General features: G+C 69.0%; 26 protein-coding genes. 14 read left to right on the forward strand and 12 right to left on the reverse strand.

Annotation, left to right across the window (positions count from 1 at the left end; translation table 11 throughout):
- Positions 1-57 precede the first annotated feature (57 nt).
- Together Aple_RS18985 and Aple_RS18990 are read right to left on the reverse strand one after the other, a co-directional pair.
- The gene (locus Aple_RS18985; protein WP_155345966.1) at positions 58-348 is read right to left on the reverse strand and encodes a hypothetical protein; all 291 of its coding nucleotides are present in this window, start codon (positions 346-348) and stop codon (positions 58-60) included.
- Positions 349-459: 111 nt separating this feature from the next.
- The gene (locus Aple_RS18990; protein WP_155345967.1) at positions 460-834 is read right to left on the reverse strand and encodes a nitroreductase family deazaflavin-dependent oxidoreductase; all 375 of its coding nucleotides are present in this window, start codon (positions 832-834) and stop codon (positions 460-462) included.
- Between the two features lie 183 nt (positions 835-1,017).
- Here Aple_RS18990 and Aple_RS18995 point away from each other — a divergent pair, with 183 nt between their 5' ends.
- The 3 genes from Aple_RS18995 (at position 1,018) to Aple_RS19005 (ending at position 4,020) form a co-directional block, all read left to right on the forward strand.
- Positions 1,018-1,629, forward strand: a complete 612-nt coding sequence (locus tag Aple_RS18995) for a TetR/AcrR family transcriptional regulator (protein WP_155345968.1) — start codon at positions 1,018-1,020, stop codon at positions 1,627-1,629.
- Positions 1,630-1,729: 100 nt separating this feature from the next.
- Entirely contained in the window at positions 1,730-2,677 is a 948-nt protein-coding gene (locus tag Aple_RS19000) for a GlxA family transcriptional regulator (RefSeq protein ID WP_155345969.1), read from the forward strand.
- Positions 2,678-2,706: 29 nt separating this feature from the next.
- Positions 2,707-4,020: a DJ-1/PfpI family protein gene (locus tag Aple_RS19005; RefSeq protein ID WP_155345970.1), complete on the forward strand. Its 1,314-nt coding sequence runs from the start codon at positions 2,707-2,709 to the stop codon at positions 4,018-4,020.
- 138 nt (positions 4,021-4,158) lie between these two features.
- Here the strand turns inward: Aple_RS19005 and Aple_RS19010 are convergent, their stop codons facing one another.
- The gene (locus Aple_RS19010; RefSeq protein ID WP_155345971.1) at positions 4,159-5,340 is read right to left on the reverse strand and encodes a protein-L-isoaspartate O-methyltransferase family protein; all 1,182 of its coding nucleotides are present in this window, start codon (positions 5,338-5,340) and stop codon (positions 4,159-4,161) included.
- 507 nt (positions 5,341-5,847) lie between these two features.
- Between Aple_RS19010 and Aple_RS19015 the strand changes: the two genes are divergently transcribed.
- Positions 5,848-6,030: a hypothetical protein gene (locus Aple_RS19015; RefSeq protein ID WP_155345972.1), complete on the forward strand. Its 183-nt coding sequence runs from the start codon at positions 5,848-5,850 to the stop codon at positions 6,028-6,030.
- A gap of 131 nt (positions 6,031-6,161) precedes the next feature.
- Here the strand turns inward: Aple_RS19015 and Aple_RS19020 are convergent, their stop codons facing one another.
- The 3 genes from Aple_RS19020 to Aple_RS19030 form a co-directional block, all read right to left on the reverse strand.
- Positions 6,162-7,382: a hypothetical protein gene (locus Aple_RS19020; protein WP_155345973.1), complete on the reverse strand. Its 1,221-nt coding sequence runs from the start codon at positions 7,380-7,382 to the stop codon at positions 6,162-6,164.
- Positions 7,383-7,462: 80 nt separating this feature from the next.
- Positions 7,463-8,293, reverse strand: a complete 831-nt coding sequence (locus tag Aple_RS19025; protein WP_155345974.1) for a hypothetical protein — start codon at positions 8,291-8,293, stop codon at positions 7,463-7,465.
- Positions 8,290-8,841, reverse strand: a complete 552-nt coding sequence (locus Aple_RS19030) for an RNA polymerase sigma factor (protein ID WP_155345975.1) — start codon at positions 8,839-8,841, stop codon at positions 8,290-8,292. Before Aple_RS19030 ends, Aple_RS19025 begins: the two co-directional genes overlap by 4 nt.
- A gap of 464 nt (positions 8,842-9,305) precedes the next feature.
- On the opposite strand from Aple_RS19030, the gene Aple_RS19035 reads away from it, so the two are divergent.
- The 3 genes from Aple_RS19035 to Aple_RS19045 all read left to right on the forward strand — a co-directional run bounded on the left by Aple_RS19035 (position 9,306) and on the right by Aple_RS19045 (position 13,019).
- Positions 9,306-10,874 (forward strand): DUF1593 domain-containing protein, encoded by a 1,569-nt coding sequence (locus tag Aple_RS19035; RefSeq protein ID WP_155345976.1) that lies wholly within the window; start codon positions 9,306-9,308, stop codon positions 10,872-10,874.
- A 135-nt stretch (positions 10,875-11,009) separates the two neighbouring features.
- Entirely contained in the window at positions 11,010-11,507 is a 498-nt protein-coding gene (locus Aple_RS19040; RefSeq protein ID WP_246264610.1) for a GNAT family N-acetyltransferase, read from the forward strand.
- 33 nt (positions 11,508-11,540) lie between these two features.
- Positions 11,541-13,019 carry a HEAT repeat domain-containing protein gene (locus Aple_RS19045; RefSeq protein WP_155345977.1) on the forward strand — a complete coding sequence of 493 codons (1,479 nt, stop codon included), beginning with the start codon at positions 11,541-11,543 and terminating at the stop codon, positions 13,017-13,019.
- Between the two features lie 318 nt (positions 13,020-13,337).
- Here the strand turns inward: Aple_RS19045 and Aple_RS19050 are convergent, their stop codons facing one another.
- Both Aple_RS19050 and Aple_RS19055 read right to left on the reverse strand, forming a co-directional pair.
- A complete protein-coding gene (locus Aple_RS19050; RefSeq protein WP_155345978.1) occupies positions 13,338-13,790 on the reverse strand; it encodes a PIN domain-containing protein in 453 nt (150 codons plus the stop codon).
- Positions 13,791-13,933: 143 nt separating this feature from the next.
- Positions 13,934-15,082, reverse strand: coding sequence for a helix-turn-helix domain-containing protein (locus tag Aple_RS19055; RefSeq protein WP_155345979.1), 1,149 nt, complete (start codon positions 15,080-15,082; stop codon positions 13,934-13,936).
- A 302-nt stretch (positions 15,083-15,384) separates the two neighbouring features.
- Here Aple_RS19055 and Aple_RS19060 point away from each other — a divergent pair, with 302 nt between their 5' ends.
- The 4 genes from Aple_RS19060 to Aple_RS19075 all read left to right on the forward strand — a co-directional run bounded on the left by Aple_RS19060 (position 15,385) and on the right by Aple_RS19075 (position 19,000).
- The gene (locus Aple_RS19060; RefSeq protein WP_155345980.1) at positions 15,385-16,671 is read left to right on the forward strand and encodes an aromatic ring-hydroxylating dioxygenase subunit alpha; all 1,287 of its coding nucleotides are present in this window, start codon (positions 15,385-15,387) and stop codon (positions 16,669-16,671) included.
- Positions 16,672-16,673: 2 nt separating this feature from the next.
- Positions 16,674-17,183: a 3-methyl-2-oxobutanoate hydroxymethyltransferase gene (locus tag Aple_RS19065; RefSeq protein WP_155345981.1), complete on the forward strand. Its 510-nt coding sequence runs from the start codon at positions 16,674-16,676 to the stop codon at positions 17,181-17,183.
- A 13-nt stretch (positions 17,184-17,196) separates the two neighbouring features.
- On the forward strand, positions 17,197-18,018 hold the full coding sequence (locus Aple_RS19070; protein WP_155345982.1) for a 3-methyl-2-oxobutanoate hydroxymethyltransferase: 822 nt from the start codon (positions 17,197-17,199) through the stop codon (positions 18,016-18,018).
- Positions 18,019-18,145: 127 nt separating this feature from the next.
- On the forward strand, positions 18,146-19,000 hold the full coding sequence (locus tag Aple_RS19075) for an alpha/beta fold hydrolase (protein WP_218038407.1): 855 nt from the start codon (positions 18,146-18,148) through the stop codon (positions 18,998-19,000).
- On the opposite strand, the gene Aple_RS19080 is transcribed toward Aple_RS19075, so the two are convergent.
- Positions 18,997-19,449, reverse strand: a complete 453-nt coding sequence (locus Aple_RS19080) for an RpiB/LacA/LacB family sugar-phosphate isomerase (protein WP_155345983.1) — start codon at positions 19,447-19,449, stop codon at positions 18,997-18,999. The two genes, Aple_RS19075 and Aple_RS19080, sit on opposite strands and share 4 nt — an antisense overlap.
- A gap of 11 nt (positions 19,450-19,460) precedes the next feature.
- On the reverse strand, positions 19,461-20,396 hold the full coding sequence (locus Aple_RS19085) for a substrate-binding domain-containing protein (protein WP_155345984.1): 936 nt from the start codon (positions 20,394-20,396) through the stop codon (positions 19,461-19,463).
- A gap of 82 nt (positions 20,397-20,478) precedes the next feature.
- Here Aple_RS19085 and Aple_RS19090 point away from each other — a divergent pair, with 82 nt between their 5' ends.
- From Aple_RS19090 to Aple_RS19100, 3 genes are read left to right on the forward strand one after another with little or no spacing between them, the layout of a single operon-like run.
- Positions 20,479-21,594 (forward strand): zinc-dependent alcohol dehydrogenase, encoded by a 1,116-nt coding sequence (locus tag Aple_RS19090; protein WP_155345985.1) that lies wholly within the window; start codon positions 20,479-20,481, stop codon positions 21,592-21,594.
- The gene (locus Aple_RS19095) at positions 21,591-22,280 is read left to right on the forward strand and encodes a 4-carboxy-4-hydroxy-2-oxoadipate aldolase/oxaloacetate decarboxylase (protein WP_155345986.1); all 690 of its coding nucleotides are present in this window, start codon (positions 21,591-21,593) and stop codon (positions 22,278-22,280) included. Before Aple_RS19090 ends, Aple_RS19095 begins: the two co-directional genes overlap by 4 nt.
- Positions 22,277-23,299, forward strand: a complete 1,023-nt coding sequence (locus Aple_RS19100) for an amidohydrolase family protein (RefSeq protein ID WP_155345987.1) — start codon at positions 22,277-22,279, stop codon at positions 23,297-23,299. Before Aple_RS19095 ends, Aple_RS19100 begins: the two co-directional genes overlap by 4 nt.
- Here the strand turns inward: Aple_RS19100 and Aple_RS19105 are convergent.
- Both Aple_RS19105 and Aple_RS19110 read right to left on the reverse strand, forming a co-directional pair.
- Positions 23,296-24,528, reverse strand: coding sequence for an NAD(P)/FAD-dependent oxidoreductase (locus tag Aple_RS19105; protein ID WP_155345988.1), 1,233 nt, complete (start codon positions 24,526-24,528; stop codon positions 23,296-23,298). The genes Aple_RS19100 and Aple_RS19105 overlap by 4 nt on opposite strands.
- Positions 24,525-24,848 carry a 2Fe-2S iron-sulfur cluster-binding protein gene (locus Aple_RS19110; protein ID WP_155345989.1) on the reverse strand — a complete coding sequence of 108 codons (324 nt, stop codon included), beginning with the start codon at positions 24,846-24,848 and terminating at the stop codon, positions 24,525-24,527. The genes Aple_RS19105 and Aple_RS19110 overlap by 4 nt, the downstream gene beginning before the upstream one ends.
- Positions 24,849-24,863 lie beyond the last annotated feature (15 nt).

A 24,863-nucleotide genomic window follows, 5' to 3' on the forward strand; every position in this document is an offset into this window, starting at 1 on the left:
CACCCACCGCAACGACGACGGCACCTGGACCCTGCTCTACCTCGGCAAAAGAGGCCGCTACGCCGGACGATTCCGGCGCTGAACCCGGTCGGCACGAGTGCGCCATCCGTTGGCCGCTGCCATAGGTTCCACCGTGGCGGTGTCCAGCTCCACTTCGAGACGGCTCTCCGCTGTCGCGGAGACGATCAATGAGGCGAGGACGGACATCGCCCCGGGCACCATGGCTGGTGAGGGACGCGTCAGTTCGGTGACGATCCCGATCACCGGGTCGAGCGCGTTGAGCAGCCGTACGAACCGGTGCCGCGCGTATCGGGCGACGGACCGGCTGGTGCGGTCTTCGGAAGCCATGCCGATGGGGGAGCTCGTGCACAGGCGCGACCTGGGCGTCCAAGTCGAATAGGTCGGCGATTGCGGCGGCGGGGGTTTCGATGGTCGAGGCTTGGTGGTGGACGTCGATCGTCAGCCTGCGGTCAAGTCCATGCGGAGGAACTCGGTGATGCGGAGCAGCCTTGGTGGGCGTGCCACCTTGTCGGGGAGGGCCTGGAACGCCTCGTCTTTCCCGACGAGGCGTGGGGTGGCGAGTTCCACCTCCGTCCCGTTGACGCGGAGTCGCGCATGGTTGGCTGCCAGGACATTCTGGACCCAGTCCGAGCGTGATCCGTACACCAGGACGAACAGGTAGCCGCCGTCGACAGGATGGGCATCGAGTGGTGTGCGGTACGTCGTGCCAGAAATGCGACCGACGTGAATCAGCACCGGCCATGTCCCGCCTGCGATCGCGCGAGGGTTGAACACCCTCTTGTTCACGTGCCCCCACCACTTCGGCATCGGCATCGGGATCTCCTTTTCTCGCCCCGGCGGGGCGCGTCGTAGGTCAGACGTTCGCCAACCCGGGGGGACTTACATCTGTAAGGTGTCTTACGTGTGTAAGGTTGGCTTACGCTTGTAAGGTTGTCAATCCGCCCAGAGCCCGGAGCCGTCGTGTCACCACCGCCGCAACCGCTCAGCAGAGGTCTCGTGCTGGAAGCCGCGATCCGGGTCGCGGATCGCGGCGGCGTGGAGGCGATCACGATGCGGCGGGTGGCGCAGGAACTGGGCGTGGAGGCGATGTCGCTCTATCACCACGTACCGAACAAGGACGCGATCCTCGACGGTGTGGTCGACATGGTGTTCGCGGCGATCAAGCTACCCGGTGTCGAGTGTGACGATTGGCGCGACGCGATCCGTGGGCGCGCTTCCTCCGCGCGTGCGGTCCTGTCGCAGCACAGTTGGGCTCTCGGCCTCATGGACTCGCGTCGAAACCCAGGGCCAGCGACGCTACGCCACCATGACGCCATCCTCGGGGTTCTCCGGGAGGCGGGGTTCACGCTGCCGATGGCCGCGCACGCTGTCTCGCTCATCGACAGCTACGTCGGCGGGTTCGCCCTCCAGGAGGCGAACCTGCCGGTGACGACGCCGGACGATGTCGAGGAAGTGGCCGGTGGCATCCTCGAGCACCTGCCGGACGATTTGCCGTACCTCAGAGAGATGATCGTCGACCACGCCCTGCGGCCGGGCTACGACCACACGAGCGAGTTCGGCTACGGCCTGGACCTGATTCTGGATGCGCTCGAAGCTCGCCGGAGATAGAGCCTCTGGGTTGCTCAGCCGTGTCCAAGTGCCAGATCCGTCCGGTGCTGTGCGGCCAAGGCCCTGCCGAGAGCACGGATCCGCCGATTATCGTGAGCGTATGCGGGAGAGTTCGGGGGGAACCGGGCGGGTGATCGTGCTCGTGCTGCCAGCGGTCAACCTGCTTGATCTGGCCGGTCCGGTGCAGGTGTTCGACACGGCGGGGCGATACCGGATCGAGTACGTGGGTGACGACGAGAGCACGGCTTCGGCGCAGGGGCTACGCCTGGCGGGCCTTGGCGGGCTGCCGGAGGTCGCGGCGGGGGATCTCGTGCTGGTGCCGGGGCCGAGGTTGCTTCCGCCGGGGCCGGGTGCGGCGCTCGTATCGGACACGGTGATCGAGTGGCTTCGTGCGGCCCACGAGCAGGGGGCGCGGCTGGCGACCGTCTGTTCGGGGGCGGTCGCCTTGGGGGAGGCCGGGCTGCTGGACGGGCGGCGGTGCACCACGCACTGGGGGCTGATCGAGCCGATGCGGCGACGGTATCCGGCCGCCAAGGTCCAGGACGCGGTGCTGTTCGTGCATGACGGAACCGTGAGCACGAGCGCGGGCATCTCGGCCGGCGTGGATCTGGCGTTGTCACTGGTCGAGCGTGATCACGGACCGGAACTGGCGGCGGCCGTAGCCCGGCAGCTCGTGGTGTATCTGCGCAGGGACGGATCGAGCCAGCAGATCAGCCCGTTTCTCCGGCATCGATCCCATCTGAACTCGGCCGTTCATCGCGTTCAAGATCATCTAGCGGGTAATCTCGACGCCCAGCACACGCTGGCCGACCTGGCCGCCCGGGTCAACCTGTCGCCGCGCGGGCTCAGCCGGGCGTTCACCGCGACGACCGGGCTCACCCCCCTGGAGTACCAGCAGGGGCTGCGGCTGGAACGCGCGGCGACCCTCCTCGCCGAGACAGACCTGCCGGTCGAATCCGTCGCCGCCCGCTGCGGCTTCCGCGACGGCCGCCACTTCCGCCGCCTCTTCAAAGCCAAGTACGGCATCCCCCCGTCAGCGTCCCGCTGAATGCCCTTGACGTGTCAGGAGTTCTTTTCATGCTGCCGAAAATCGCCCGGATCCTGCTTGGGGTCGTGCTCGCCGTGGCAACGGTGACCGGGGTCTGCCTGCTCGGGGTGGCGACGACGATGGGGGCGAGTTACGCGAACCCGGCGTATGCCGTACCGGATGGGGGTTGGCCGGAGCCCGCGCGGGTGCCGTCCGGGCGGGTCGTGGTGGCCGTCGTCGCCGGAGCGAGCGGGTCTGTCGTCACCGACGTGCTGGCTCCCTACGAGGTGTTCGCTCGGTCTGGGCGGTTCTTCGTTTACACGGTTTCGGCGCGGCGGGAGCCGGTGGTGCTCTCCGGTGGGCTTCGCATGCTGCCCGATCATGGGCTGGCCGATGCTCCGCCGCCGGATGTGGTGGTGGTGCCCGCCGTGGTGGATCCGGTCGGGGAGCGTGAGGCCGGGCTGCGCGCGTGGATCGGGACGCAGGCTCGGCGGGGAGCCCGGGTGCTGGGCGTGTGCGTGGGGTCGGAGCTGGCGGCGGCCAGTGGCGTGCTGGACGGGCGGCGGGCGACCTCGCATTGGGCGGTGCTCGGGTCGCTGCGGTCGGGGTACCCCGGCACACGCTGGGTGGAGGGGGAGCGTTATGTCGAGGATGGGCCGGTCATCACCACGGCGGGCGTGACTTCGGGAGTCGCGGGCGCGCTGCGGATGGTGGAGCTCCTGGCGGGAGGCGCGGAGGCCGAGCGGGTCGGGCGGGAGGTCGGCTATCCCGGCTGGCGGCTGGGCGGGCCGACCGCGATTCCGAAGCAGTCGCTGGGCTTGGCCGACCTCCCCTACGCGCTCAACGCGGCCTTTCCGTGGTTCAGCCCGGCCATCGGCATCGGGCTCACGCCGGGCGTCGGGGAGATCGACGCGGCGACCGCGTTCGAGGTGTACGCGGGGTCGTCGTTCGCGGCGCGTACCGTTGCCTTCGGGATGAAGCCGGTGGTCACGACGCGGCACGGCGTCACCTTGCTGACCGAGCCCGTGGCACCGGTCAGCCGCCTGATCGTCCCGGGCGTACGGCATGCGGATCTGGACTCCGGCTTCGCCGCCGCGGAGACGCCGCAGGACACCGGGAAGCGCGAGTTCGGCGCCGACCCCCTGCTCCGGGATCTCGCCAGGAACGCGGACCAGGCCACCGCGCGAGCCACGGCGAAATTCGCCGAGTATCCCGCAGGCCATCTCACGTTGACCGGCCCCGCGTGGCCGTGGCGTCCGACAGGGCTGCTAGCGCTGACCCTCGTCCTGGCCACGGCCGTCGCATTCGTCCCGCTGATCATCACACGCGCCTGGCGATCCAGACTCAGGACTCCGGCCGGGTGACCCAGGGGGATCTCGCCCCTGGGCTCCCCATGCCTCCAGTTACTCCGCTCGTCTCATCCAGTCGGTTTGAGCGGCCCCAGACGTCACGGGCGTCATCCTCAACCAGCCCGTTTCGGCTTGAGCTTGGCACAGGGAGCGTCATGTGCAGTCGGCGGCCAGCCGGAACACCCAGTCGTAGAACCGGCGCCGTACCCACCATCGAGTTTCCTTCCGGGGCAGGGTGGACGTGGGATGGAATTCCAGAAGCCAGTCCGCGGTCGAGGGCCGCCCGAGTCTCTCCCAGTCGCCGAAGGCCCTCTCAAGATCTTTCGCCAGATGTTTGCCCCCGGTCCAGCGCAGCATTCCCTGCCCGGCTGCGGCCCAGGCCCTGCCCTCCACCAGTCCACTGCCGAACGGAGTCCAGAGGGCGCGCTCGTCGATGAGCGACAGGTAGCAGTAGAAGTCCACCTCGTCTGCGTGTACGCCCATGGTGCGCATCCACGCGCCCTGGCCCAATCCAGCCCGCAGGCTCTTTTCGTGCATCTCCGACGGCGGCACCATGGCAAGTCCGCGCAGCGGATGTCCGGTGGAAAGCGTGCCCGCACCTGACACGAACCCAGTCCAGCCGACTATCTTGCCCCTGATCTGGCCGCTCTCCTCGCCCACGGTGACGAGAGCATGCGAGCCGCCACGTTCGAGCGGCACCAGGATGGTGCCGCCCGGGGCAAGGCATGCCACCCATGCCGGGGAGAGGTCCGCGGCCCCGACGGTGACGATGACTTTGTCGAACGCCTCCCCCTTCGGCAGGCGCTCCCGCTCGCCACCGTCGCCCGTCAGCACGCTGACGTTCGAGTAAGCGGTGAGGGCCATCCTGGCCTGCTCGGCGGTGGGCGGGTCTATCTCGACCGAGACCACCCTCCCCGCGGGGCCCGCGATGCCGGCGATGAGCGCGGCATTGAACCCCGTGGCCGTGCCGATCTCCAGGATGTTCGAGCCAGGCTTGATGAGAAGCAGTTCCAGCATCTCGGCCATCAGGCTGGGGCTGGACGAACTACTCATCGGCATGCCGTCAGCCAGTCGAGTGACCAATGGTGAATCCGAATAGATTAAGGAGAGATGTGCTACGTCAGGGGCAGAAGGGTTCCAGGGTGCCTTTCGGAACCCTCGATCATTTGGCCCGGCAGGCGGTAGATAGATCTGCGAGATGAAATGGTGCCTAGGCACCGCACGGAAAGCACGCTCCACTTCCTGGGAGCGAATAGCGCCCGCCACTACAAGCGCATCGACATATGGATCGATAAATTTGTCTGCTTGTTCCATAATCGGCTCCGGTGAGGACATCTACGGGGTGAGCTGGAACACCATGCCCAGTAGCCGAGAGAAGCGCCGCCAGTCGCGCGGCCCCTCGCCGCCGCTGATGACTTGGTAACGGGGCCCTGAGTGCCAGGGGGAGATCCCGGATCATTCATCGTTCGAGCGTGACATATCAGGCGATCGCGGTGAAGCTGCGGCGAACGAGAAATGGGCTCGATCGGAAATTCGCCTTCGGCATCCTCACCGACGTATGTAACGCCCACATCCCGGTCGTCGACGCATCGCCCAGGCCGGCGTGGCTCGCATCGGGTTGCACGGCACCAGACGGGTCGGTGGTCCAGGGGTGTCCTGAGGATGCGGTGGTGGGATCCCGTTCTCCGACTACGGCGAGCGGGTCGTCAAGGGCTGGGACCAGATCTTCCTGACCGACCCGGCCGGCAACGTGGTCGAGATCCAGCAGGTCATCTCCCGCTGACCGGTGCCGCAGGCGTTCACCGGACGATGGCCGGCACACGGACGGTCGGGTGATCTTGGTTGCGCTGGCGCCGGCTGCTGGTCGAGGAGCTGACCACGCGCGGCGTACTCCACCTGCGGGCGCACATCCACCCAGACCACCACGCGTCGATGGCGGTCGCCTCCCACGTCGGTTTGGCACCGACCGACCACTTCCACGACGGGGAACGCCTGTGGGAACGAATCGACGGCGGCCTCAGGTGAACGCCCGCCTAGGCGGTAGGTGCCCAGCGAGACCCGATCCCGGTCAATATAGGTCAGCCAGTCAACGTCCCGGTCACATGAGGCTCGTGCCAGTACGGCCTGTGATCGCGGCTTGCGTACGAGAGAGCCGGTCATTCCGTATGGCGGGCATCCCGGCTTTCGGTGCCGTCCCACCGGTTGTTCTTCGCGGCCAGGCGTGCGCGGTCGGCCAGGGTGCCGGTGAGACCGGAGCGCTCGACGCACCACTCGACCCAGTCCGGCAGCAGGTCCAAGGCGGCCTCGGCGTATTGGGTGTGGTAGCCGTCCGCGATGAGGATCACGGCGTGTTCGACCCGGTGGGGGGAACACGCGTAGTAGGCCGGGACGGCGGTTGTCGACCAGCTGTCGGCGAGGATTCCGATGTCTTCTCGCGCCGGCTGGACACCGCCTCGGTCGGCCAGCCATGCGGCGAAGTCGTCGATCAGCGGGTCGAGGTCGGGAAGCCCGTGACGCCTGCCTGCTCCCACGGACGAAGATTCCAGCAGGGCGAAGGCACGCTGGCGCATGCGGAATTGCTCGGAGACGAACTCGCGGGTCGTGACATCGATGAACAATCCCGTGAAGGCGTCGACCAGCGTCAATGACCGCAGCAGGTCTTGGGCGACGGCCGCGTCGCAGGCCAGGGGCTCGGCGTCGGCCGCGGACGGGCCGACCGCCGACCGCCACTCGGCGAGCGCCGCCTCTGGCGAGGTGTGGATCCCCGCGGCGACAACCATTTCCGGGCCGCACCAGTCGACATCCCAGCAGTACCAGTGCCGGTCGGTCTCCCCCCAGGCGAACGGCGCGAGCACGGCGAACCGGGACCCGTACCCGTCGGTCGCCACCAGTGGATCACCGGCTGGTTCCGCCTGAGCTATCTCGGTCGGCCAGGAGGCTGCCACTCCCGCTTTTGCCAGCGCGGTCGCGGCGGACGTGATCGCCTGCCGGACCGGCGTGTCAGGGGTCATCGCCGCGATCCCGTGGAGTAACTGCCAGAGCCCCTGCCAGGCGTCCCCTGTCTGGAGCGCGACCCGCAGCCGGTCGGCGGCCAAGGCGGCGAGTGCGGCGAGCCACTTCTCACTGTGGAATCCGCTGTCCTCCGTCTGATAACGAGACCAGTACTCGGCGCCGATGATCGCGGCGGTGCTGTTCTCCAGCTCCAAAGGGGAGTCGGCAGCCAGGGCGACGGCCTGCTCGATGACCGCGTTCTGCGAGTCCGGCCACCACGAGGCGGCGGCCCCTCCGGCCAGAGTACGGAGGAAGGCTGTCTCCGCGCTCGCACGAGGTTGCCTAGCCGCGACCTGTTCCGCCCGCCGCGCTGGATTCCCGCTCAACCGGTGCGCACCTTTTCGCTTCTTCGCCACGCGGCGAGATCTTACGGGTGCTCGGCCACCAATAGATGCGAAATGACGCTTCAGGAACAGGGGTCGACGGTCGAGACAGGGCCAGGGACGTCTGGGCGCTTCAGCGTGGGACTGACCAGGAGAAGCGCCTGGCCAGGGGCCGACATGACGCCGTCGTGGACGTACCAGGAGCCTGGTGTCGGCTTCTGGGTGCGGTCAGGACGGGCGAACTTCACGGTGTTCACGCCACGGGCCGCCAACAGCGCACGCACGTCGTCGACGGTCTTCCCCACGAAAGGTACGCAGTGCAAGGGCTGGCCTGGGGCGTGGATCGGTGCGATCACCTGGTAGCTCTCGCCCGGAAGGGCCTTGCGCGCCAGCACGATCGTGACCACGTCCCGGTATCCGACCGGCACCTTCAGCCCGATCGTGCAGCTACCCCGGCCCAGGCAGTCGCCCGGCCCTTCGATGGTCTTGATCCCGCCGGTGGCGTTGGCGTCGTACATCGGCAGCATGGTCCCCTCCTGCTGCGGGGTCGCGGGCTTGAGCTCCAGCCGGATGTTGAGCCCGAGGCCGCGCAACTGCTCCTGGTAGCGCTCGGGATCGGCGAAGAGGTCTTTGACCGTGATGACGTGGTAGCCCCCGTCGCGTACCACATCCAGCGCCGCGGCCGTGCCGGGCCCGAGACCGCCGTCGGCGGGCAGCACCCAGCTCACCCCCAGCGCCGCCGCCGCCACCCCCGCGGCGAGCGGCAGTACGAGCTTCGGCCTGATCCGCCGCCGCTCCGGCACCGGAACCGCCGTGATCTCCGCGAATAGATCCAGCGCACCCTGGGTCATCCCCAGCTCTTGATCAGTCGGCCCGGCGATCCCCGTGACCAGCCGATCGATGTCCCTTGTCATGATTCTCCTTTCGCGAGGGACACGGCCCGTGAGCCGTAAACAGAGAGATCAAGTTCTGCCGAGTTGAGTTCCTTGGCGAGGCGCTTCCGCGCCCGATGCAGCCGCAGCCGCACCACACTCGGCGGTCGCCCCACCACCTTGGCGATCTCGCTCGCGCCCAGCCCTTCCCAGCCCACCAGGCTCAGCAACTCCCGGTCCGCCGGGCTCAGCCGCCCGAACGCCGTTCGCACCGCACTCGGATCCTGTTCGACGGCCGCCTCCGACCAGGAGGCCAGCTCGGCCCGAAGCTTCAGCGCCAGCGCGCCCCTGCGCCCGGTGTCCCGGTGATGATTGGCCAGCACCCGCCGCGCGACGCCGTACAACCAGAGCCGCGTCTCCTCATCCGGCGGTACGTCTTCCAGCCGTCGCCAAGCTGTCATGAACGCCTCAGCCAGCACATCGGCCGCATCGTCCGCCGAGTCCGTACGCCGCCGGACATACCCCAGCAGAGCCGGATAGTGAGCCCGATAGATCTCCTCAAACCGCTGCTTCCGCTCGGATTGCCCCACTCCACGTCCTTCCGAAGGGGTCTCTTGCCTCACCACATGTCAGCACCCACCGTGACGTTTCATCCCAACCCAAAAAACTTCGCCACCGCCAGGCGGGAGCTTGGGGGCAACCAGGGCTCAGCGGGCAGCTCCAACTGCCGACCGCATGGGGGATCGTCAGCTGCTGTTCGTGCCGGGCACCGACGCGCACAAGCACGTCGGCCGTTCGCGGCGGAGTCCGGGGCCGGAGATCCGCGGCACCTCTTCGATGTCATTGACAACTTTGGGGCGACACGTTAATTTCAGGTTACTGAATAAATCTCCAGGCATGAATGAAAATCCACCACGGTTCTCCGGGTTCTGTTAGCCGTCCAGATCGGCGGCCACCGGAGAACGTTGCCGACTGCCCGCAGCCTGCCTCTGTCCACGAATTACAACCAACTCATTCTCCGTAGCAGCACGCCCCGCGAAAGAAAGACGCACAAATGAAGAAAGCCGCATCATCGCTGCGCGCCCCCCTGAAGCGGGCGGCGATCCCGGCCCTGGCCGCCGCCGTTCTGTGCAGCCTGACGCCCGCCGCTCCCGCCTCGGCGGACGGTTCCAGATGGCCGGTCGACGACAAGCCACGCGTCATCCTTATGCACGACCCGGAACTGGACGACCAGAACACGCTTATCCGCTACCTGCTCTACAGCAACGAGTTCAACACCGAAGCGCTCGTGTATTCCAGCAGTGGCGTGCACTGGACCGGCGACGGTAAGGGCACGAAATGGTTCGTGGCGGGGCGGGAGTACACCAGGTTCGGTTTGAACCTCTGCCCGTGCACTTCGTGGCGCTGGAATCCCGGCGAACGCTTCATTCACGACGCGGTCGACATCTACCAGCAGGTGTACCCGAATCTGCGGAAGCACGCCGACGGATATCCCGACCCACGAGAATTGAAGTCGAGAATCCTCGACGGCAACATCCAGTTCGACGGCGACATCTCCGCGGACTCCCCCGGATCCGACCTGGTCAGGCGAGCGCTGCTGGACCACCGGCCCGGACCCGTCTACCTGCTCACCGGCGCCGGCCAGAGCACGATCGCCCGGGCGCTGAAGTCCATCAAGGACCAGTACGAGAACACGCCCCAGTGGCCCGCCATTTACCAGAAGGTGTCGCAGAAGGCGATCATCCAGTCGTTCGGCGACCAGGACAACACCTACGCCAACTACATCAAGCCCAACTGGCCGGACATCGAGTTCCGCCAGATGTCCACCAGGATCTGGGGCTACGGCGCGCGCAATGCCGTCCGGCCCGAGGACGGCAAATATCTGTCCACGGCGTGGACGAAAGCCAACGTGTCGGATGTGGGACCGTTCGGCGCGTTCTACCGCGTCTGGGGCGACGGAAAGCAGATGGTCCCCAACGACATCTTCGACCACTTCGGCTTCTCCGGCCTGACGACCGAGCAACTCCGGGCGATGGGATACGTCGTGTGGACTCCGCCACAGGAGAAGGGATCGTGGATCTCCGAAGGAGACACATCGATCTTCATGAACCTGCTCGACAACGGACTGCGCGGCTACATCGACGCGAGCTACGGCGGCTGGGGCGGCCGGAGCGGGCCCGACGTCGATCCCAGCGGAACCTCTTCAACTGACTACGCCTCGACCCGTTGGTTCGGCGCGGCTCAGGAGGATTTCGCCGCCCGGATGAAGTGGACCGTCACCCCGAGATATTCCGCCGCGAACCACCGGCCCAGCGTCAAGGTGAGCGGGCAGCTGGACCGCGACGTCCGCCGGGGCCAGGTGGTCACACTCGTCGGCCACGCCACGGATCCCGATCGAGACGACGTCACCACCAAGTGGTGGCAGTACACCGACGCGGACACCTACCCCGGCACCGTCTCGCTCACCCAGAGCTCGCCCGGCCGGGACCTCGCCAAGGTACGGTTCCGCGTCCCCGACGACGCAACGCCTGGCCAGAGCATCCACCTGGTCCTGCAGAGCACGGACGACGGTTCTCCCGCCCTCACCTCCTACCAGCGTGTCGTACTGACCGTGAAGGGCTGAACACCCGACGCCCTGGGGCGGCGGATCTCACGATCTCCGCCGCCCGCCGGGCGTTGTACCATCAGTTGCTCTACTTCGACCCCGGAAATCTGCCGGTACACCATTCGGAGAAATTCTGATGGATAGGGCGGATGCGTGGCGGTGACGATCGATCGGGTGATCTTGGTCCCGCTGGCGGTCGCGGACGCCGATGACATGGTGGAAGTCCTGGCCGGGCAGGATCTGTACGCCTTCATCGGCGGCACGCCGCCAACCCTGACCGAACTGCGGAACCGGTACGCCAAGCTGGTGGCCGGTCGTTCCCCCGACGGGCGGCAGGAGTGGCTCAACTGGATCATCCGCCGTCGAAGCGACAACCAGGCGATCGGCACCGTGCAGGCGACCGTCGCCGACGGGGAAGCCGAGATCGCCTGGGTGGTCGGTCTGCCCTGGCAAGGCCACGGGTACGCCCGCGAGGCCGCCCGGCTGCTGGTCGAGGAGCTGACCACACGCGGCGTACGCCACCTGCGGGCGCACATCCACCCAGACCACCACGCGTCGATGGCGGTCGCCTCCCACGTCGGTTTGGCACCGACCGACCACTTCCACGACGGGGAACGCCTGTGGGAACGCGTCGACGGCGGTCTCGTGTAATGGCCGCGTCGCAGGCCAGGGGCTGATCCGCTCATGGATTCGATCCAACGGCTGGTCCATCTGGCCGAGCGGGGCCGCCGCGCCGCTCTCGACGACCTGGCCGGCGCGCTGTGTAGCGCCGTCGCCGACGATCAGCTCGCCAGGCAGGCTCTCGATGTCGTGACCGCGGCGGGGCCCAAGCTCTGGATCGAGCTCGACGGGGCGTTACGTCCCTGGTTGTACGGCTACCGCGACCCGCGCATCACGATGGCCCCGGTCGCACAGCGGATGGGCAACCCGCTCGCGGTAGCGCTGGCCGCCTGCGGTCGCGACGGTCGCGAACGGGAGAAAGCGGTTGGGCACCCGCTGATGGCCACGGACGTGCGGTTGCTGCCGGTGCTGGTGATCCGGGCCGTGGACTGGGTGCCTGCGGTACAGAATGAGGCGTTGCGGGTCCTGACCGGCGCGCTTACCCCGCCGGACGCGGCTGCTCTTCGGGCAGTTGTCCCGATGGCGGTGCGGCTCGCTGAACGGCAACGTGGCCGTGCCGTTGCTGAACTGGCCCGTCAGGCGTTGCTGCGCGCCGACGACGACACGCTGGACGCCGTACGGCGATGCGAGGACCTGCGCGGGCGGCGATTCGCCTTCGAGGTGTCGTTGCAGGCCGGGCGTATGGACCGGCGGCAGCTTGCTGCGGCGGCGCTGCGCGAGTCCGACATCATCTCTCGCGCGCGGTGCGCTCAGGTCCTGGCCGCCCAGGCGATCGACGGCGACCGGCCCGAGCTTGTGGAGGAACTCCTGGAGAGTAAGTCGGCGCGGGTACGCGTCGAGGCGCTGACCGCTCTGGTACGGCTCGGCCGGACCGACTACGGGCTGCGGTTCCTGGATGACAACGCCTCCATGGTGCGGTTGACGGCGCAGTGGGCGGTCCGCCGGGAGGGCGAGGATCCAGCAGATTTCTACCGTCAGCGTCTGGTCGCCGCGGGGAACGCGGGTGGGCTCCTGGCCGGGCTCGGTGACTGCGGTACCGCCGCCGACGCTGACCTGGTGCTTCCCCACCTGGAGGATCCCAGGCCGCGTGTCCGCGCGGAAGCGGTGCGGACGCTGCGCCGCCTGGGGGCGAAGGCAGAGCTGGGCGGGATGCTGGAGGATCCGGCGCCCGTGGTGGTCCGTCAGGTGGTCGCCACTCTGCGCGCCCTGGGGGTGGGCGTGCCGGTCGAGCGGCTGTGGGCGCTGCTGGGTCCCGGCCATCCCCGTCATGTCCGGCACGCCGCCCATCGGCTGCTCGTCGATCGTGACCCGTGGACACGAATTCGGGCGGATCTCCTGCTGGCCGATGACCCTGACGAGGTGTTGAGCCTGCGCGCCCGTACTGATCTGGCGATGTGGTGTTCGCGTGACGCGGCCAGCGCCTACGCGAACTGCCCGGACGAGCTTCGCGCTGAGGTGGCCAACCTGCTGTCCAGGGTGGAGGCGGCCGTGGGTGCGGACACCGCCCGCGTTCTGCGCTGGCTGATCAGGACCGGCAGCTGACCGGGTTCGCGGGTGCCGCGGAGCTGCGGGTCCACCCCGACACGGTGTCCAAGGGGGCGCTCCCGGTTCCTGCGGGGACGGGCTAATCGATGAACCGCGGCCGGGTCGGCCGCTCTCGATCAGCCTGGATCAGGTCGAGCAGGTCGTGGCGACCTTGGAAAACGCCCAGGGGCCCACCCATTGGTCACGCGCTCGATGGCCCGGCGCAGTGGCCCGACAATCCCCGGCCGTCTGTGTGGAAGAAGACCGCTGAGGAGATCCTCGAATCCCTCGCACGATATTGTCGACGAATTTCAGGCGCAGGACATTGGTAACGCCTCAGGACCAGGGACCGAGATCACCGGCGAGTAGATCGGCCGAGGTGAGCTTCACATGCATCCGATTATGAGCACGCAAAGTGTCAAGGTAGTCGTCGACGGTCTCCGGGGCGGAGATGCCACGGGCGAGTAACTCGCCGAGAACACCGACTGTGGACGCGGCACGCACGCTGTAACGGCGGTCGCGGGCAATCGCTCGGGCACCGTGGTCGTCGCTGATAAGGCGGCCGGTGCCGGCTTTCGTCAGCAGGTGGATGCTGGCGGCCTCCCCGAGGTGGTCGAGGCTGTCGTCATCGCAGCCGACAGCGATCGCGGTGCGAATGCCCTCGATCGCGACTTGGCCGGCTTCATCAGTGATCTCGATAGGGCGATCCAGCCAGCTTATCGCCCAGTTGCAGGCTCGCCCTGCCTGCGGATGGGGAGGCTTCCGCGTGCGCTGCCGGGTTAGTTCCATCTGTACCGCGCGCGTCCACCCGGCGCGACCGGCATACCGATTCTTGAAAGCGCGGCGACCGGCGAGTGGTATGACAGATTGATGATCGAGCAGGTGTCGAACAGGAAGGCCGCTGAAGTCTCGGTCATAGATCAGTCAGGTCGTCATGAACGGCGGGGGGGCTGTATACCGGCGTCGGCGAGGCGCGCGAACAGGATGTCCGGGTCCTCGTCGAGCAATGAGCTGAGCACCCCGAGCCCTACACGGCCGTTTTGGTAGCCCTGCTGAGCGGCCATCCACAGGCGCGGCGGAAGGCGTCGGGTCTCGTCGGGGGTGGTCAGATCGTGTGGGGTGAGGTCGCCTGCGGCGCGAAGCACACTTGTCGGGGTCTGCGCCAGCCAGGTGTCGCGCTGGGCGTCGCTGAGCAGGCGAACTGAGCGGTCGGCGAGCCGGTAGACCAGCGCACGGTAGCTGACATCGAACTCCCGCATGAGCTCGCCGAGAACACCCTTGTCGAGTGGACGCCCGGCAATCACCTCGTGGAGCCCGTCGACGGGCATGAGCAGGGCAGCAGCGAAAGCGTTCGCGCGCTGTTCAGCGGGTGTTCTCACCATGAATACGTCAGTTTCGACGATTACCTCGCGAGGGTCGCGGAGGATGTGGTGAGCGAGCTCATGCGCGCCGGTGAAACGCTGATGCCCCCGCGGGTACGAAGAACTCACGAGCATGAGTGCGACATCCACGCCGTGGGCGCAGAGGCCACTGACCGCCTTGCCTATCGGCCAAACCACTGCATTCAGCCCGAAATGCCGCTCGCAGAGGGCGAGCAGGTCCGCGATCGGCGCGCGGCCCAATCCGAGCTCTTCACGAGCGATCCCCGCTAAGCGTGTCCCCGCACGCACCGGGGACCCCTCGGTTAGAAGCTCGACTTCGGCCCGGCGCATAACGGTGGCGCCGGCTGTCGACAGCGTTGACGGCCGCAGCCCGACGGCGTCGCTCAGGGCCGCTTCGGACTCCAGGAGCTGCCTGACGCGGCGCCGGGCCGGGCGGGTCTCGTCCTGGCCCGGCCCGCTCATCACGCGTGCGGCCAGCGCCAGGGTGCCCTTACGACTCACGCCGAGCACCTCCGCCAGTGTGACCCCGAGAACCTCGGCGACCAATGCGACCTCACTGACATCGAGCTTCCGAGTGCCATTCTCGATCTTCGAGACCTGGGACTTCGTCAGACCGAGTGCCTGGCCCAGCTCCGCTCCGGTGACACCTCGCACCGCCCGCAGTGCAGCGATTCGCGCACCTACCGACTGCTCCTTCATGTCACCAACTTTGCCAGGAGGTTTCCATTTTGGCAACTATGATCATGATATGTTGCCGTCTCGCAGCTCCTGCGGGCCCAGGCTGATGAACGGCCGGGAGGTCGCGCAGCCCATCGACATTGCCGTAGCGCCCGAGGCTTAGCGGTTCCTCATCGCGTCGCGCAGGTCGAGGGAAAGCCGGGGCCTCGATCTGTGTGGCGCCTTCAGGCACAGGTCAACGCATGTTTGGCGTCGTCTTGCGGAAACTGTCGAATGGTATGATGATTAGCTCTTAAGGATGGCGGTGGAGGAAGGGACAGCGGATGCTCAGACAGGAGCTCAACGAGCTACTGACGCAGACGGGGCCGGGCACGTCCATGGGCGCCCTGTTCCGGCAGTACTGGATGCCCGCTCTGCTCGCGGAGGAACTGCCGGAGAACGACTGCCCGCCCGTGCGTGTGAAGATCCTGTCCGAGCGCCTCATCGCCTTTCGCGACAGCGACGGCCGGTACGGGCTGATCGACGAGTTCTGCGCCCATCGGGGAGCGTCGCTGTGGTTCGGCCGCAATGAGCAGGGCGGCCTGCGCTGCAGCTATCACGGCTGGAAGTACGACGTGACCGGCCAGTGCGTCGAGGTCCCCTCCGAGCCGGAGAACAGCAACTTCTGCAGCAACGTCAAGCTCACCGGATATCCGCTGGTCAAGGTGGGGGACATCCTGTGGACGTACATGGGCGACCCGGCGAAGCGTCCTGGCCTGCCGGAGTTCGAGTTCGTCCAGGTGCCGCCGGAGCAGACCTTCACCTCCAAGCGCTGGCAGGAGTGCAACTGGCTGCAGGCGCTGGAGGGCGGCATCGACTCCAGCCACGTCTCCTGGCTGCACTCCGGCGCGTTGAAGACCGACCCGCTGTTCAAGGGCGCCCGGGGCAACCAGTACAACATGAAGGACCTGAAGCCGTACTTCGAGGTCGCGGAGGCGGACGGGGGGCTGTTCGTCGGCGCCCGGCGCAACGCGGAGGAGGGCACGTACTACTGGCGCATCACGCCGTGGATCATGCCGAGCTTCACGATGGTCCCGCCGCGCGGCGACCATCCGGTGCACGGGCACTTCTGGGTCCCGATCGACGACGAGAACTGCTGGGTCTACACCTTCGACTACCATCCGGTCCGCCCTCTGACCGATGCGGAACGGCAGGCCATGATGGACGGCTTCGGCGTGCACAGCGAGAACATCCCGGGCACGTACCGGCCGGTGCGCAACAAGGACAACGACTACCTGATGGACCGCGAGGCGCAGCGGCGCGGCGAGGACTACTCCGGGATCAGGGGCATCGCGATCCAGGACTCCTCGCTGCAGGAGAGCATGGGCCCGATCGTCGATCGCTCCAAGGAGCGGCTGGTCCCCGCCGACAGCGGGATCATCAAGGCGCGGCAGAAGCTGCGCAAGGCGGCGATCGCGCTCCGGGATGAGGGGGTCACCCCGCCCGGGGTCGACCCGGCGCACCACCGGGTACGGTCGGCCGCCGTCGTCCTGCCGCGCGAGGAGTCCTTCCTGGAAGCGTGCCGCGACGCCGTGACGGTCACCCCGGGCGTCCCGCAGGCCTCGGTGTGAGGATGGCCGGCCAGCCGATCCTGCTCAACAGCTGCGCCTTCGCCGCCACCGCGGCCGAGGCCCGCTTCAGGATCAACGTACCGATCGCCCCCGCCCGGGCGACCCGCGTCGTGGCGCTCGACGAGGCGGCGGCCGCGGTCGTCCGCCGTGCCGCCGAGGGGCGCTGGAGCAACGCCCGCTTCTTCACGCAGGCCACGGCCGCGCCCGCCGCCGACGGCGACGTGGCGGACGTCGTCCTGCGGTCCGTCGACGGAACCGAGTCGTGGCTGAGTGACGAGCTGGCCGGCGTCGACGCGGCCGTCATGGTCGCCACGGCCAACGACGGCGCCGCGGTCGCCTCCGCGATCGGCGACGCCTGCACGCTGGGCGGGATCATGACCGCCGGTCTGGTGCTGGCCGGCGGGCGGGACACCCGGCTGGCGGTCGCCGCGCTGCGCCCGCACGCCCGGGTCCTGCTGGTGAGCGAGGACGAGAACGACGTGACCGAGGTGCTCACGGCGCTGCGGGCCTAGAGAAAGGTCGACAATGAGCAGCCAGGTTACGGTCCCCGCGGTGCAGGCGATGAAGCGGGCCGGGAGGAAGATCGTCGGTGTGGTGGTGTGGGACTACCAGATGGCCCGCATCGTCGACCGGGCCGGCGTGGACATCGTCTCGGTCGGCGACACCGTGGGCGTCAACCTCTGGGGCCAGCCGAACCCCTTCGAGGTGACGATGGACCAGATGATCGTCGTCGCCCAGGCGGTACGGCGGGGGGTTACCCGGGCGCTCGTCAGTTGCGACTTCCCGTTCGGGCCACTGCAGGAAGGACCGGCCAGTGCGGTACGAGCCGCGATCAGGCTGGTCAAGGAGGCCGGCGTCGACATGGTGAAACTGGACGGCGCCGCCGACCACCTGGACGCGGTGACGGCCGTCGACCGCGCCGGCATCCCCGTTTTCGCCCAGTTCGGGATCACTCCCCAGACGGCGCTGCGGTACGGCTTGCCGTATTCGGCCAACCCGGGCTCCGGCGCGCAGGTTCCGGCGGAGATGACCGAGGCTCTCGTCGAGGAGGCCAAGCGGCTGGAGGCCGCGGGGGCGGCGCTGCTGAACTTCACCAACTCCGGGCCCGTAGCCGGCGCCGCCGTCGCGGGTGCTGTGTCGATTCCGGTGGTCGGGGGTCATGGCGGCGGACCGTGGCTGGACGGGCGGATGCGCATGGCCACCGCGGCTATCGGCTATGCGGAATCGGCACTGGACGACCCACCCGAGACCTACGCGAACGTCGCCCGGATCAGCTATGACGCCATCACCGCCTACGCCGAGGACGTACGCGCTGGACAGCAGATCAAAGGCGGCCTGCGCGCCTGATGGCGGCCCGGCGTCCATCTCACCGGTCGCCCGCGCGCCGCACCAGGGCCAGGGCAATCCATCTCACCGGACGTCCGGGCCGCCTGACGACGGACCGGGCGTCCACCTCACTGGAACGGAGTTTGCCGTGCCCACCGCGCTCATCGACGGCATCGTCACCGACTACGAAACCCTCGGCGACGGGCCGCCACTGCTCATGTTCTCGCCCGGCGGCTTCAACGCCGTCCGGGACAACTGGCGGTCGCAGGGCGTCTACCGGCGGCTGAACCTGCTCGACCAGCTGGCTGCCAGGTACACCTGCATCACCTTCGACAAGCGCGAGTCCGGGCGGTCCGGTGGCCGGGTCCAGCGCATCGGCTGGCTCGACTACGCGGTGCAGGGCAAGGGACTGCTCGACCATCTCGGTATCGCGCGGGCGCATCTGATGGGCGGCTGCGTCGGCTGCTCCATCGTCACCACGTTCGCGGTCGCCCATCCGGAGGCGGTGGCGAGCATGGTGCTCTACTCCCCGGCCGGTGGCCCCCGGTACCGGCTCACCCAGCACGAGCGGCTCGGCCGCCATCTGGCGTACGTCGCCGAGCACGGCCTGGCGCAGGTCGTCGCGCTCGCCGGTACTACCGACGCCCCCTTCACTCAGGATCCGCGGCTCGGCCCGTGGGTGACCGTGCTGCGCCGGGATGCGGACTTCGCCGAGGCGTACGCGCGGCTGGACACCGGCCGCTACACCGCGCTGGTGGCGGGTATGGCCCGGGTGCTGTTCGACCGGGACACCGCACCGGGTCCCGAGCCGGAGGATCTCCTGCAACTGGACGTTCCGGCGCTGGTGGTCCCCGGCGAGGACGCCTCGCACGCGCCGTCGGCCGCCCGCTACCTGCAGGAGTGCCTGCCGCGGGCGGAGTACTGGGACGCCCCGGTGAGCGAGCAGACGGAGCAGAGCGCACCGGCCCGGCTGCTGGAGTTCCTGGACGCGAACAAAATCTAGGCGAGCGGCTCGCCGCGTTCCAGCGCCGCGATCTGGTCGAGCCGCCGCTGGTGCGCGCCGCCCTTGAACGGCGTGGTGAGCCACACCTCGGTGATCCGCACGGCCTCCTCCTCGTCGATCACCTTGGCGCCGAGGACGAGGACGTTGCTGCGGTTGTGGGCGCTGGAGATCTCGGCGAGGAACTCCGAGTGGCACAGCCCGGCGCGGATGCCCCGGATCTTGTTGCAGGCGATCGCCTCGCCGCCACCGGTGCCGCCGATCACGATCCCGCGTTCGGCGCGCCCGCCGGCGACCTGTTCCCCGACGGACGCGCACAGCGCCGGGTAGTCGACGACGTCGCCGCCGTGGGTGCCCCGGTCGTCGACCTCGTGGCCCCGATCCGCGAGCCAGGCGGCGAGCCGCTTCTTCATGGCCACGCCGTTGTGGTCCGCGGCGATGACGATCCGCATGCCCTACCTCCTCAGGCGATCAACTGGTGGGTGCTCTCCGGGAAGAGCTCCGCCACGGTGGGCGGGCGTTCGATGATCCGTTGCCGTACGGCGTGGCGGATCAGCTCGTCGATCATCGGCCGGTTCGGGGCGATGCCGTAGGGCAGCGGATCGGCGCTGGTGATGTCCATGACCCGCCGGTGCATGCGGTCGATCCGGGTGGGCGCCCCGATCGCGTCGCGGCGGAGGCGGTCGACGTAGCGCCGTTTGGCTTCGGCGAACGCCTCGAAGAGGGCGGGCGCGAGCCCGGGGTGCTCCGCGAGCAGCGCGTCCCTGACGACCACGAGGTGGTTGATGGGGTAGAGACCGCGGCGGCGCAGCGCGTCGAAGGCGGCCTCCTCGGCGTCGGGGATGAGGGTCGGGAACGCGTCCGACTCCACCCCGATCGCCGCGGCGAGGTCGCCGGAGGCCAGCATCGTCTCCAGGTCCGACCCGGCCGGAACGTCCGCCACGTTGCCGGGCGGACGATACTCGGCCACGTGCTCGTCGCCGGAGCGCACCCAGGTCACCTGGCCGAGGTCGACGCCGTACTCGTCGGCGAGGATGCCGCGGGCCCAGACGCCGGTGGTGACGGTGTAGCCGCGGCTGACGCCGACCCGCCGGCCGTGCAGCGCGGCCGGCGTGCGGACATCCGCGCCGCGCCGGATCGCGCCGTGGTGCAGCCCGCGCACCAGGAAGACGGGCAGGGCCGTGAACGGCTTGCCGTGTGCCTTCGCGCACAGGTAGGTGGTGAACGCCATCTCGCACACGTCGAACTCCAGCGTGCGCACCATCCGGCGGAACGCCTGGACCAGGACTGGCTCCTCGTGGAAGTCGAGGGTGAAGCCGTCGGGCGTGACGGCGCCGTCCTTGAGGGCTTCGTTGTTGCCCTGGGTGCGGGTCACGGCGGTGAGCGGTACGAGCGCCATGGTTGGAGACCGTAGCACGTCTTATGGTATTACCATAAGACCTTCGGCTAGAGTGACCGCACCGTTGAGATGTGGAGGGTTCATGGCAGAGCAGGTGGTGGCGGCCGTGCGCACGGCCGCCGGCACGACCGAGTTTCGTGAGTACCCGATGCCGGACATCCCCGACGACGGCGCGTTGCTCAAGGTCGAGGTGGCCGGCATCTGCGGCACCGACGTCAAGATGTACGGCAAGCCGGTGATCAAGGACCCGGTCATCATGGGCCACGAGAACGTCGGCGTGATCGCCCGCGCCGGCCGTACCTTCCGGGAACGGCAGGGCGTGACCGAGGGCGACCGGGTCTTCGTCGAACACTACGTGCCGTGCCGCCGGTGCGAATGGTGCCACCTCGGCGAGTACCGCCACTGCGAGGCGACCGACTGGCGGACGAACCCGGACGCGCGCCGCTACGGCTACACCTCGGCGGAGAATCCGTACCACCTCTGGGGTGGTTTCGCCCAGTACATGTACCTGCCGTGGAACGCCGTCCTGCACCGGGTGCCGGACGGAGTCTCGGCGGAGCGCGCCGGGATCGCCACGCCGATGTCGAACGGCATCGAGTGGGCGCTGTTCGACGCGGGCGTGGGCTACGACTCGGCGGTGCTCATCCAGGGGCCGGGCCAGCAGGGCCTGGCCCAGACCGTCGCGTGCAAGCAGGCGGGCGCCTCGCGCATCATCGTGACCGGCACGACGCGGGACGCCGCCCGGCTGGAGCTCGCCAGGACCCTGGGGGCGGATCATGTCATCGACGTCCAGGCGCACGACCCGCTGGAGCAGATCATGGACATCACCGGGGGGAAGGGCGTCGACGTGGTGCTCGACTGCACGGCGGGAGCCGGTGTCACCCCCGTCCTGCTGGGCATCGACGCGCTCAAGCGGCGGGCCGGGACGCTGCTGATCCAGGGGGAGATGGCCGCCTTCCCCGACTTCCCGGTGAAGAAGGTGACCGAGAAGGCCATCACCATCAAGAGCGCCCGCGGGCACAGCTTCCGGTCCTGCGAGCTGGCCCTGGCGCAGCTGGCGTCGGACCGGTTCCCGCTGGATCTGCTCACCACGCACACGTTCGGCCTGCACGACGTCGACAGCGCGGTCCGCACGGTGGCCGGGCAGGGCGATCCGGACGCCATCCACGTGTCCGTGCTGCCGAACGGAGTGGGATGAGCATCGTCGTCCGTAACATCCACCGCCCCGACGAGCCGACCGTGGCGGGATTCGCGGCGCTGGGTGTCGCGACGATCCACGAGGCGCAGGGGCGTACCGGCCTGCTGGACGCGCGCCTGCGGCCGATCTACCCGGGAGCGCGCGCCTGCGGCCCCGCGGTGACGGTCAGCGTGCCGCCTGGGGACAACTGGATGATCCACGTCGCGGTGGAGCAGTGCCGCGACGTGGATTTCCTGGTGGTGGCCCCCACCTCGCCCTCCGAAGCCGGATATTTCGGTGAACTGCTCGCCACCGCGCTCCAGGCGCGCGGGGTACGCGGACTGGTGATCGACGCCGGGTGCCGGGACGTGGCCGAGCTGACCCGGATGGGCTTTCCGGTCTGGTCGAAATGCGTCTCCGCGACGGGGACCGTCAAGGAGACCCTCGGGGACGTCAACACCCCGCTGGTCATCGCCGGTGCGCTGGTCCATCCCGGTGACGTGATCGTCGCCGACGACGACGGGGTCGTCGTCGTGTCGCGCCGCCGGGCCGACGCGGTCCTGGCCGCCGCGCGGGCGCGCGAGGAGAAGGAAGCGGCCTCCCGCGCGCGCTACCGGGCGGGGGAACTCAGCCTCGACGTCGGCGGGATGCGGGAGCGGCTCGCGCGCAAGGGACTCACCTACGTCGACCAGGAGCCGGACGAATGATCATCGACTGCCACGGCCACTACACCACCGCGCCGGCCGCGCTCGGGGCCTTCCGCGACGACCAGCTCGCCCGCCTGGCCGACCAGGGCCGCCCGGCGCCTCGGCTCGCCGCCATCAGCGACGACGCGATCCGCGAGAGCATCGAGGGCACCCAGCTCAGGCTGCTGCGCGAGCGGGGCGGCGACCTGATGATCTTCTCACCCCGGGCCTCGGCCATGGCCCACCACGTCACCGACCCGGCCACCGCCCGAACCTGGGCCAAGGTCTGCAACGATCTGGTGCACCGCGTGGCCGAGCTGTTCCCGCGGCACTTCGCCGGGGTCTGCCAGCTGCCGCAGACGCCGGGCGGATCCCTGGACGACTCGATCGCGGAGCTGCGCCGATGCGTGGCAGGCCTGGGCTTCGTCGGCTGCAATCTCAACCCGGATCCGTCCGGCGGCCACTGGACCGCCAAGCCGCTGACCGACGAGTACTGGTTCCCGCTGTACGAGGCGATGGTCGAGCTGGACGTGCCCGCGATGATTCACGTCTCGGAATCCTGCAACCTCAACTTCCACGCGCTCGGCGCGCACTACCTCAACGCGGACACCACCGCGTTCATGCAGCTGCTCGAGGGTGACCTGTTCGGCCGGTTCCCGAGCCTGCGGTTCGTGATCCCGCACGGGGGCGGCGCGGTGCCGTACCACTGGGGACGCTACCGGGGGCTGGCCGACCGGCTCGGCCGGCCGCCGCTGGCGGAGCACGTCATGCGCAACGTCTTCTTCGACACCTGCGTCTACCACCAGGCCGGGATCGACCTGCTGCACCGGGTCATCGACGCCGACAACATCCTGTTCGCCTCAGAGATGTTCGGCGCCGTGCGCGGCGTCGATCCCGAGACCGGGCACCACTGGGATGACACGAAGCGCTACATCGACGCCCTCGACCTGCCGGACGAGGCGCGGGCGAAGGTGCTGGAGGGCAACGCGCGGCGGGTGTACCCCCGCCTCGACGCCCGGCTCAGGGCGGCCGGGCTCTAGGGGGCGGGGGTCGCGACGAGCAGGTCCTTGAGCGGCAGGTCGGCGCGTGCGGCCAGGTCCGCCGGGAGCGGGGTGCGGTTGGCCAGCGCCTTGCGTACGACCAGGTAGTCGGCGGTGCGGTTGACCGCGTTGACGGCCAGGAGCTCGCCGCGGCGGTAGTACAGCGCCGCGAACGCCTCGCCGTCCGGGTCGCCGCGCACGACGACCTGGTCGTAGCCGTCCGCGACACCGGCGATCTGCAGCTTGAGGTCGTACTGGTCGGACCAGAACCACGGCACGTCCGCGTACGGCCGCGGCTTGCCGGCCAGCGTCGCGGCGGCGACCCGGGCCTGCGCGATCGCGTTCGGCATCGACTCCAGGCGCACCCGGCCCTCGCCGGTCAGCGGATTCGGCAGCACCGTGCAGTCACCGGCGGCGACGACGGACGGGTCGCTGGTCCGGGCGAACTCGTCGACGACGATCCCGCCGTCGCAGGCGAGGCCCAGCTGCTCGGCGAGCTCGGTGCGCGGCACCACGCCGACGCCCGCGACGACCAGGTCGGCGGGCAGCCGGGTGCCGTCGGCGAGGCGGACCCCGGTGACCCGGCCGTGCTCGCCCTCGATCCGGGTGAGCTGCGCCCCGAGCAGCACCTCGGCGCCGCGCCTGGCATGGGCGCGCCGGTAGAACTCCGAGACCACGGGGGCCACCGCCCTGGTCATCAGCCGCGGGGCCGCTTCGACCACGGTGACGTCCCGGCCCTCGGACCGGGCGACCGCCGCGACCTCCAGCCCGATGAAACCGCCGCCGACGACCACGACGTGGCGGGCCGGGGTGAGGTGATGGCGAAGCAGGGCGGCGTCGGCGAGATCACGCAGATAGCAGACGCCGGTGAGGTCGGAGCCGGGGACGGTGAGCGGCCTCGCCCGCGCCCCGACGGTCAGAGCGAGGCGGTCGAAGTCGAGCGCGTGCCCCTGGTCGGTGAGCGCGGTACCGCGGCCGATGCGGGTGACGCGTTCCGCGAGCCGGAGGTCGATCCGCTTGTTCGCGTAGAACGCCTGGTCGCGCAGTTCGAGGGAGGCCGGTTCCGCGGATCCGCCCAGGTAGGTCTTGGACAGCGGGGGACGCTGGTACGGCGGTCGCGCCTCGGCGCCGACCAGGGTGATAGGCCCGTCGTAGCCGTGCTCGCGCAGCGAGACCGCCAGCTGCACGCCGGCCTGGCTGGCGCCGACGACCAGGACACCGGCGGTCACGGCTGCTCCTTCGGCGTCTCGACGACGAGGCCGTCGAGCGCCTCGGTCACGCTGATCTGGCACGACAACCGGCTCGTCGGCCGCCGGTCGGAGACGGCGAGGTCGAGCATGTCGTCCTCGAGGTCCCCGGGCGGGCCGACCAGCGGCATGAAGTCCTCGCCCACGTAGACATGGCAGGTGGCGCACGAGGTGTTGCCGCCGCACTCCCCGATGATGCCGGGAACGCCGTTGCGGACGGCCGCCGCCATGACCGACTCCCTGACCCGGGCGTTCGCCGTGTGCCGGGATCCGTCAATGGAAACGAAGGTGACCGTAGGCACTGTCACAGTCCTCTC

The organism is Acrocarpospora pleiomorpha, from assembly GCF_009687885.1.
Classification (GTDB): domain Bacteria; phylum Actinomycetota; class Actinomycetes; order Streptosporangiales; family Streptosporangiaceae; genus Acrocarpospora; species Acrocarpospora pleiomorpha.

Excerpts from the sequence above, each read along its gene's own strand:
- Aple_RS19085 (WP_155345984.1), bottom strand. The coding sequence starts at position 20,396 with ATGGCGCTCGTACCGCTCACCGCCGTGACCCGCACCCAGGGCAACAAC.
- Aple_RS18985 (WP_155345966.1), bottom strand. The coding sequence starts at position 348 with ATGGCTTCCGAAGACCGCACCAGCCGGTCCGTCGCCCGATACGCGCGG.
- Aple_RS19050 (WP_155345978.1), bottom strand. The coding sequence starts at position 13,790 with ATGGAACTAACCCGGCAGCGCACGCGGAAGCCTCCCCATCCGCAGGCA.
- Aple_RS19070 (WP_155345982.1), top strand. The coding sequence starts at position 17,197 with ATGAGCAGCCAGGTTACGGTCCCCGCGGTGCAGGCGATGAAGCGGGCC.
- Aple_RS19065 (WP_155345981.1), top strand. The coding sequence starts at position 16,674 with ATGGCCGGCCAGCCGATCCTGCTCAACAGCTGCGCCTTCGCCGCCACC.
- Aple_RS19100 (WP_155345987.1), top strand. The coding sequence starts at position 22,277 with ATGATCATCGACTGCCACGGCCACTACACCACCGCGCCGGCCGCGCTC.
- Aple_RS19035 (WP_155345976.1), top strand. The coding sequence starts at position 9,306 with ATGAAGAAAGCCGCATCATCGCTGCGCGCCCCCCTGAAGCGGGCGGCG.
- Aple_RS19090 (WP_155345985.1), top strand. The coding sequence starts at position 20,479 with ATGGCAGAGCAGGTGGTGGCGGCCGTGCGCACGGCCGCCGGCACGACC.
- Aple_RS19080 (WP_155345983.1), bottom strand. The coding sequence starts at position 19,449 with ATGCGGATCGTCATCGCCGCGGACCACAACGGCGTGGCCATGAAGAAG.
- Aple_RS19095 (WP_155345986.1), top strand. The coding sequence starts at position 21,591 with ATGAGCATCGTCGTCCGTAACATCCACCGCCCCGACGAGCCGACCGTG.
- Aple_RS19000 (WP_155345969.1), top strand. The coding sequence starts at position 1,730 with ATGCGGGAGAGTTCGGGGGGAACCGGGCGGGTGATCGTGCTCGTGCTG.
- Aple_RS19045 (WP_155345977.1), top strand. The coding sequence starts at position 11,541 with ATGGATTCGATCCAACGGCTGGTCCATCTGGCCGAGCGGGGCCGCCGC.
- Aple_RS19005 (WP_155345970.1), top strand. The coding sequence starts at position 2,707 with ATGCTGCCGAAAATCGCCCGGATCCTGCTTGGGGTCGTGCTCGCCGTG.
- Aple_RS19055 (WP_155345979.1), bottom strand. The coding sequence starts at position 15,082 with ATGAAGGAGCAGTCGGTAGGTGCGCGAATCGCTGCACTGCGGGCGGTG.
- Aple_RS18990 (WP_155345967.1), bottom strand. The coding sequence starts at position 834 with ATGCCGATGCCGAAGTGGTGGGGGCACGTGAACAAGAGGGTGTTCAAC.
- Aple_RS19025 (WP_155345974.1), bottom strand. The coding sequence starts at position 8,293 with ATGACAAGGGACATCGATCGGCTGGTCACGGGGATCGCCGGGCCGACT.
- Aple_RS19060 (WP_155345980.1), top strand. The coding sequence starts at position 15,385 with ATGCTCAGACAGGAGCTCAACGAGCTACTGACGCAGACGGGGCCGGGC.
- Aple_RS19010 (WP_155345971.1), bottom strand. The coding sequence starts at position 5,340 with ATGTCCTCACCGGAGCCGATTATGGAACAAGCAGACAAATTTATCGAT.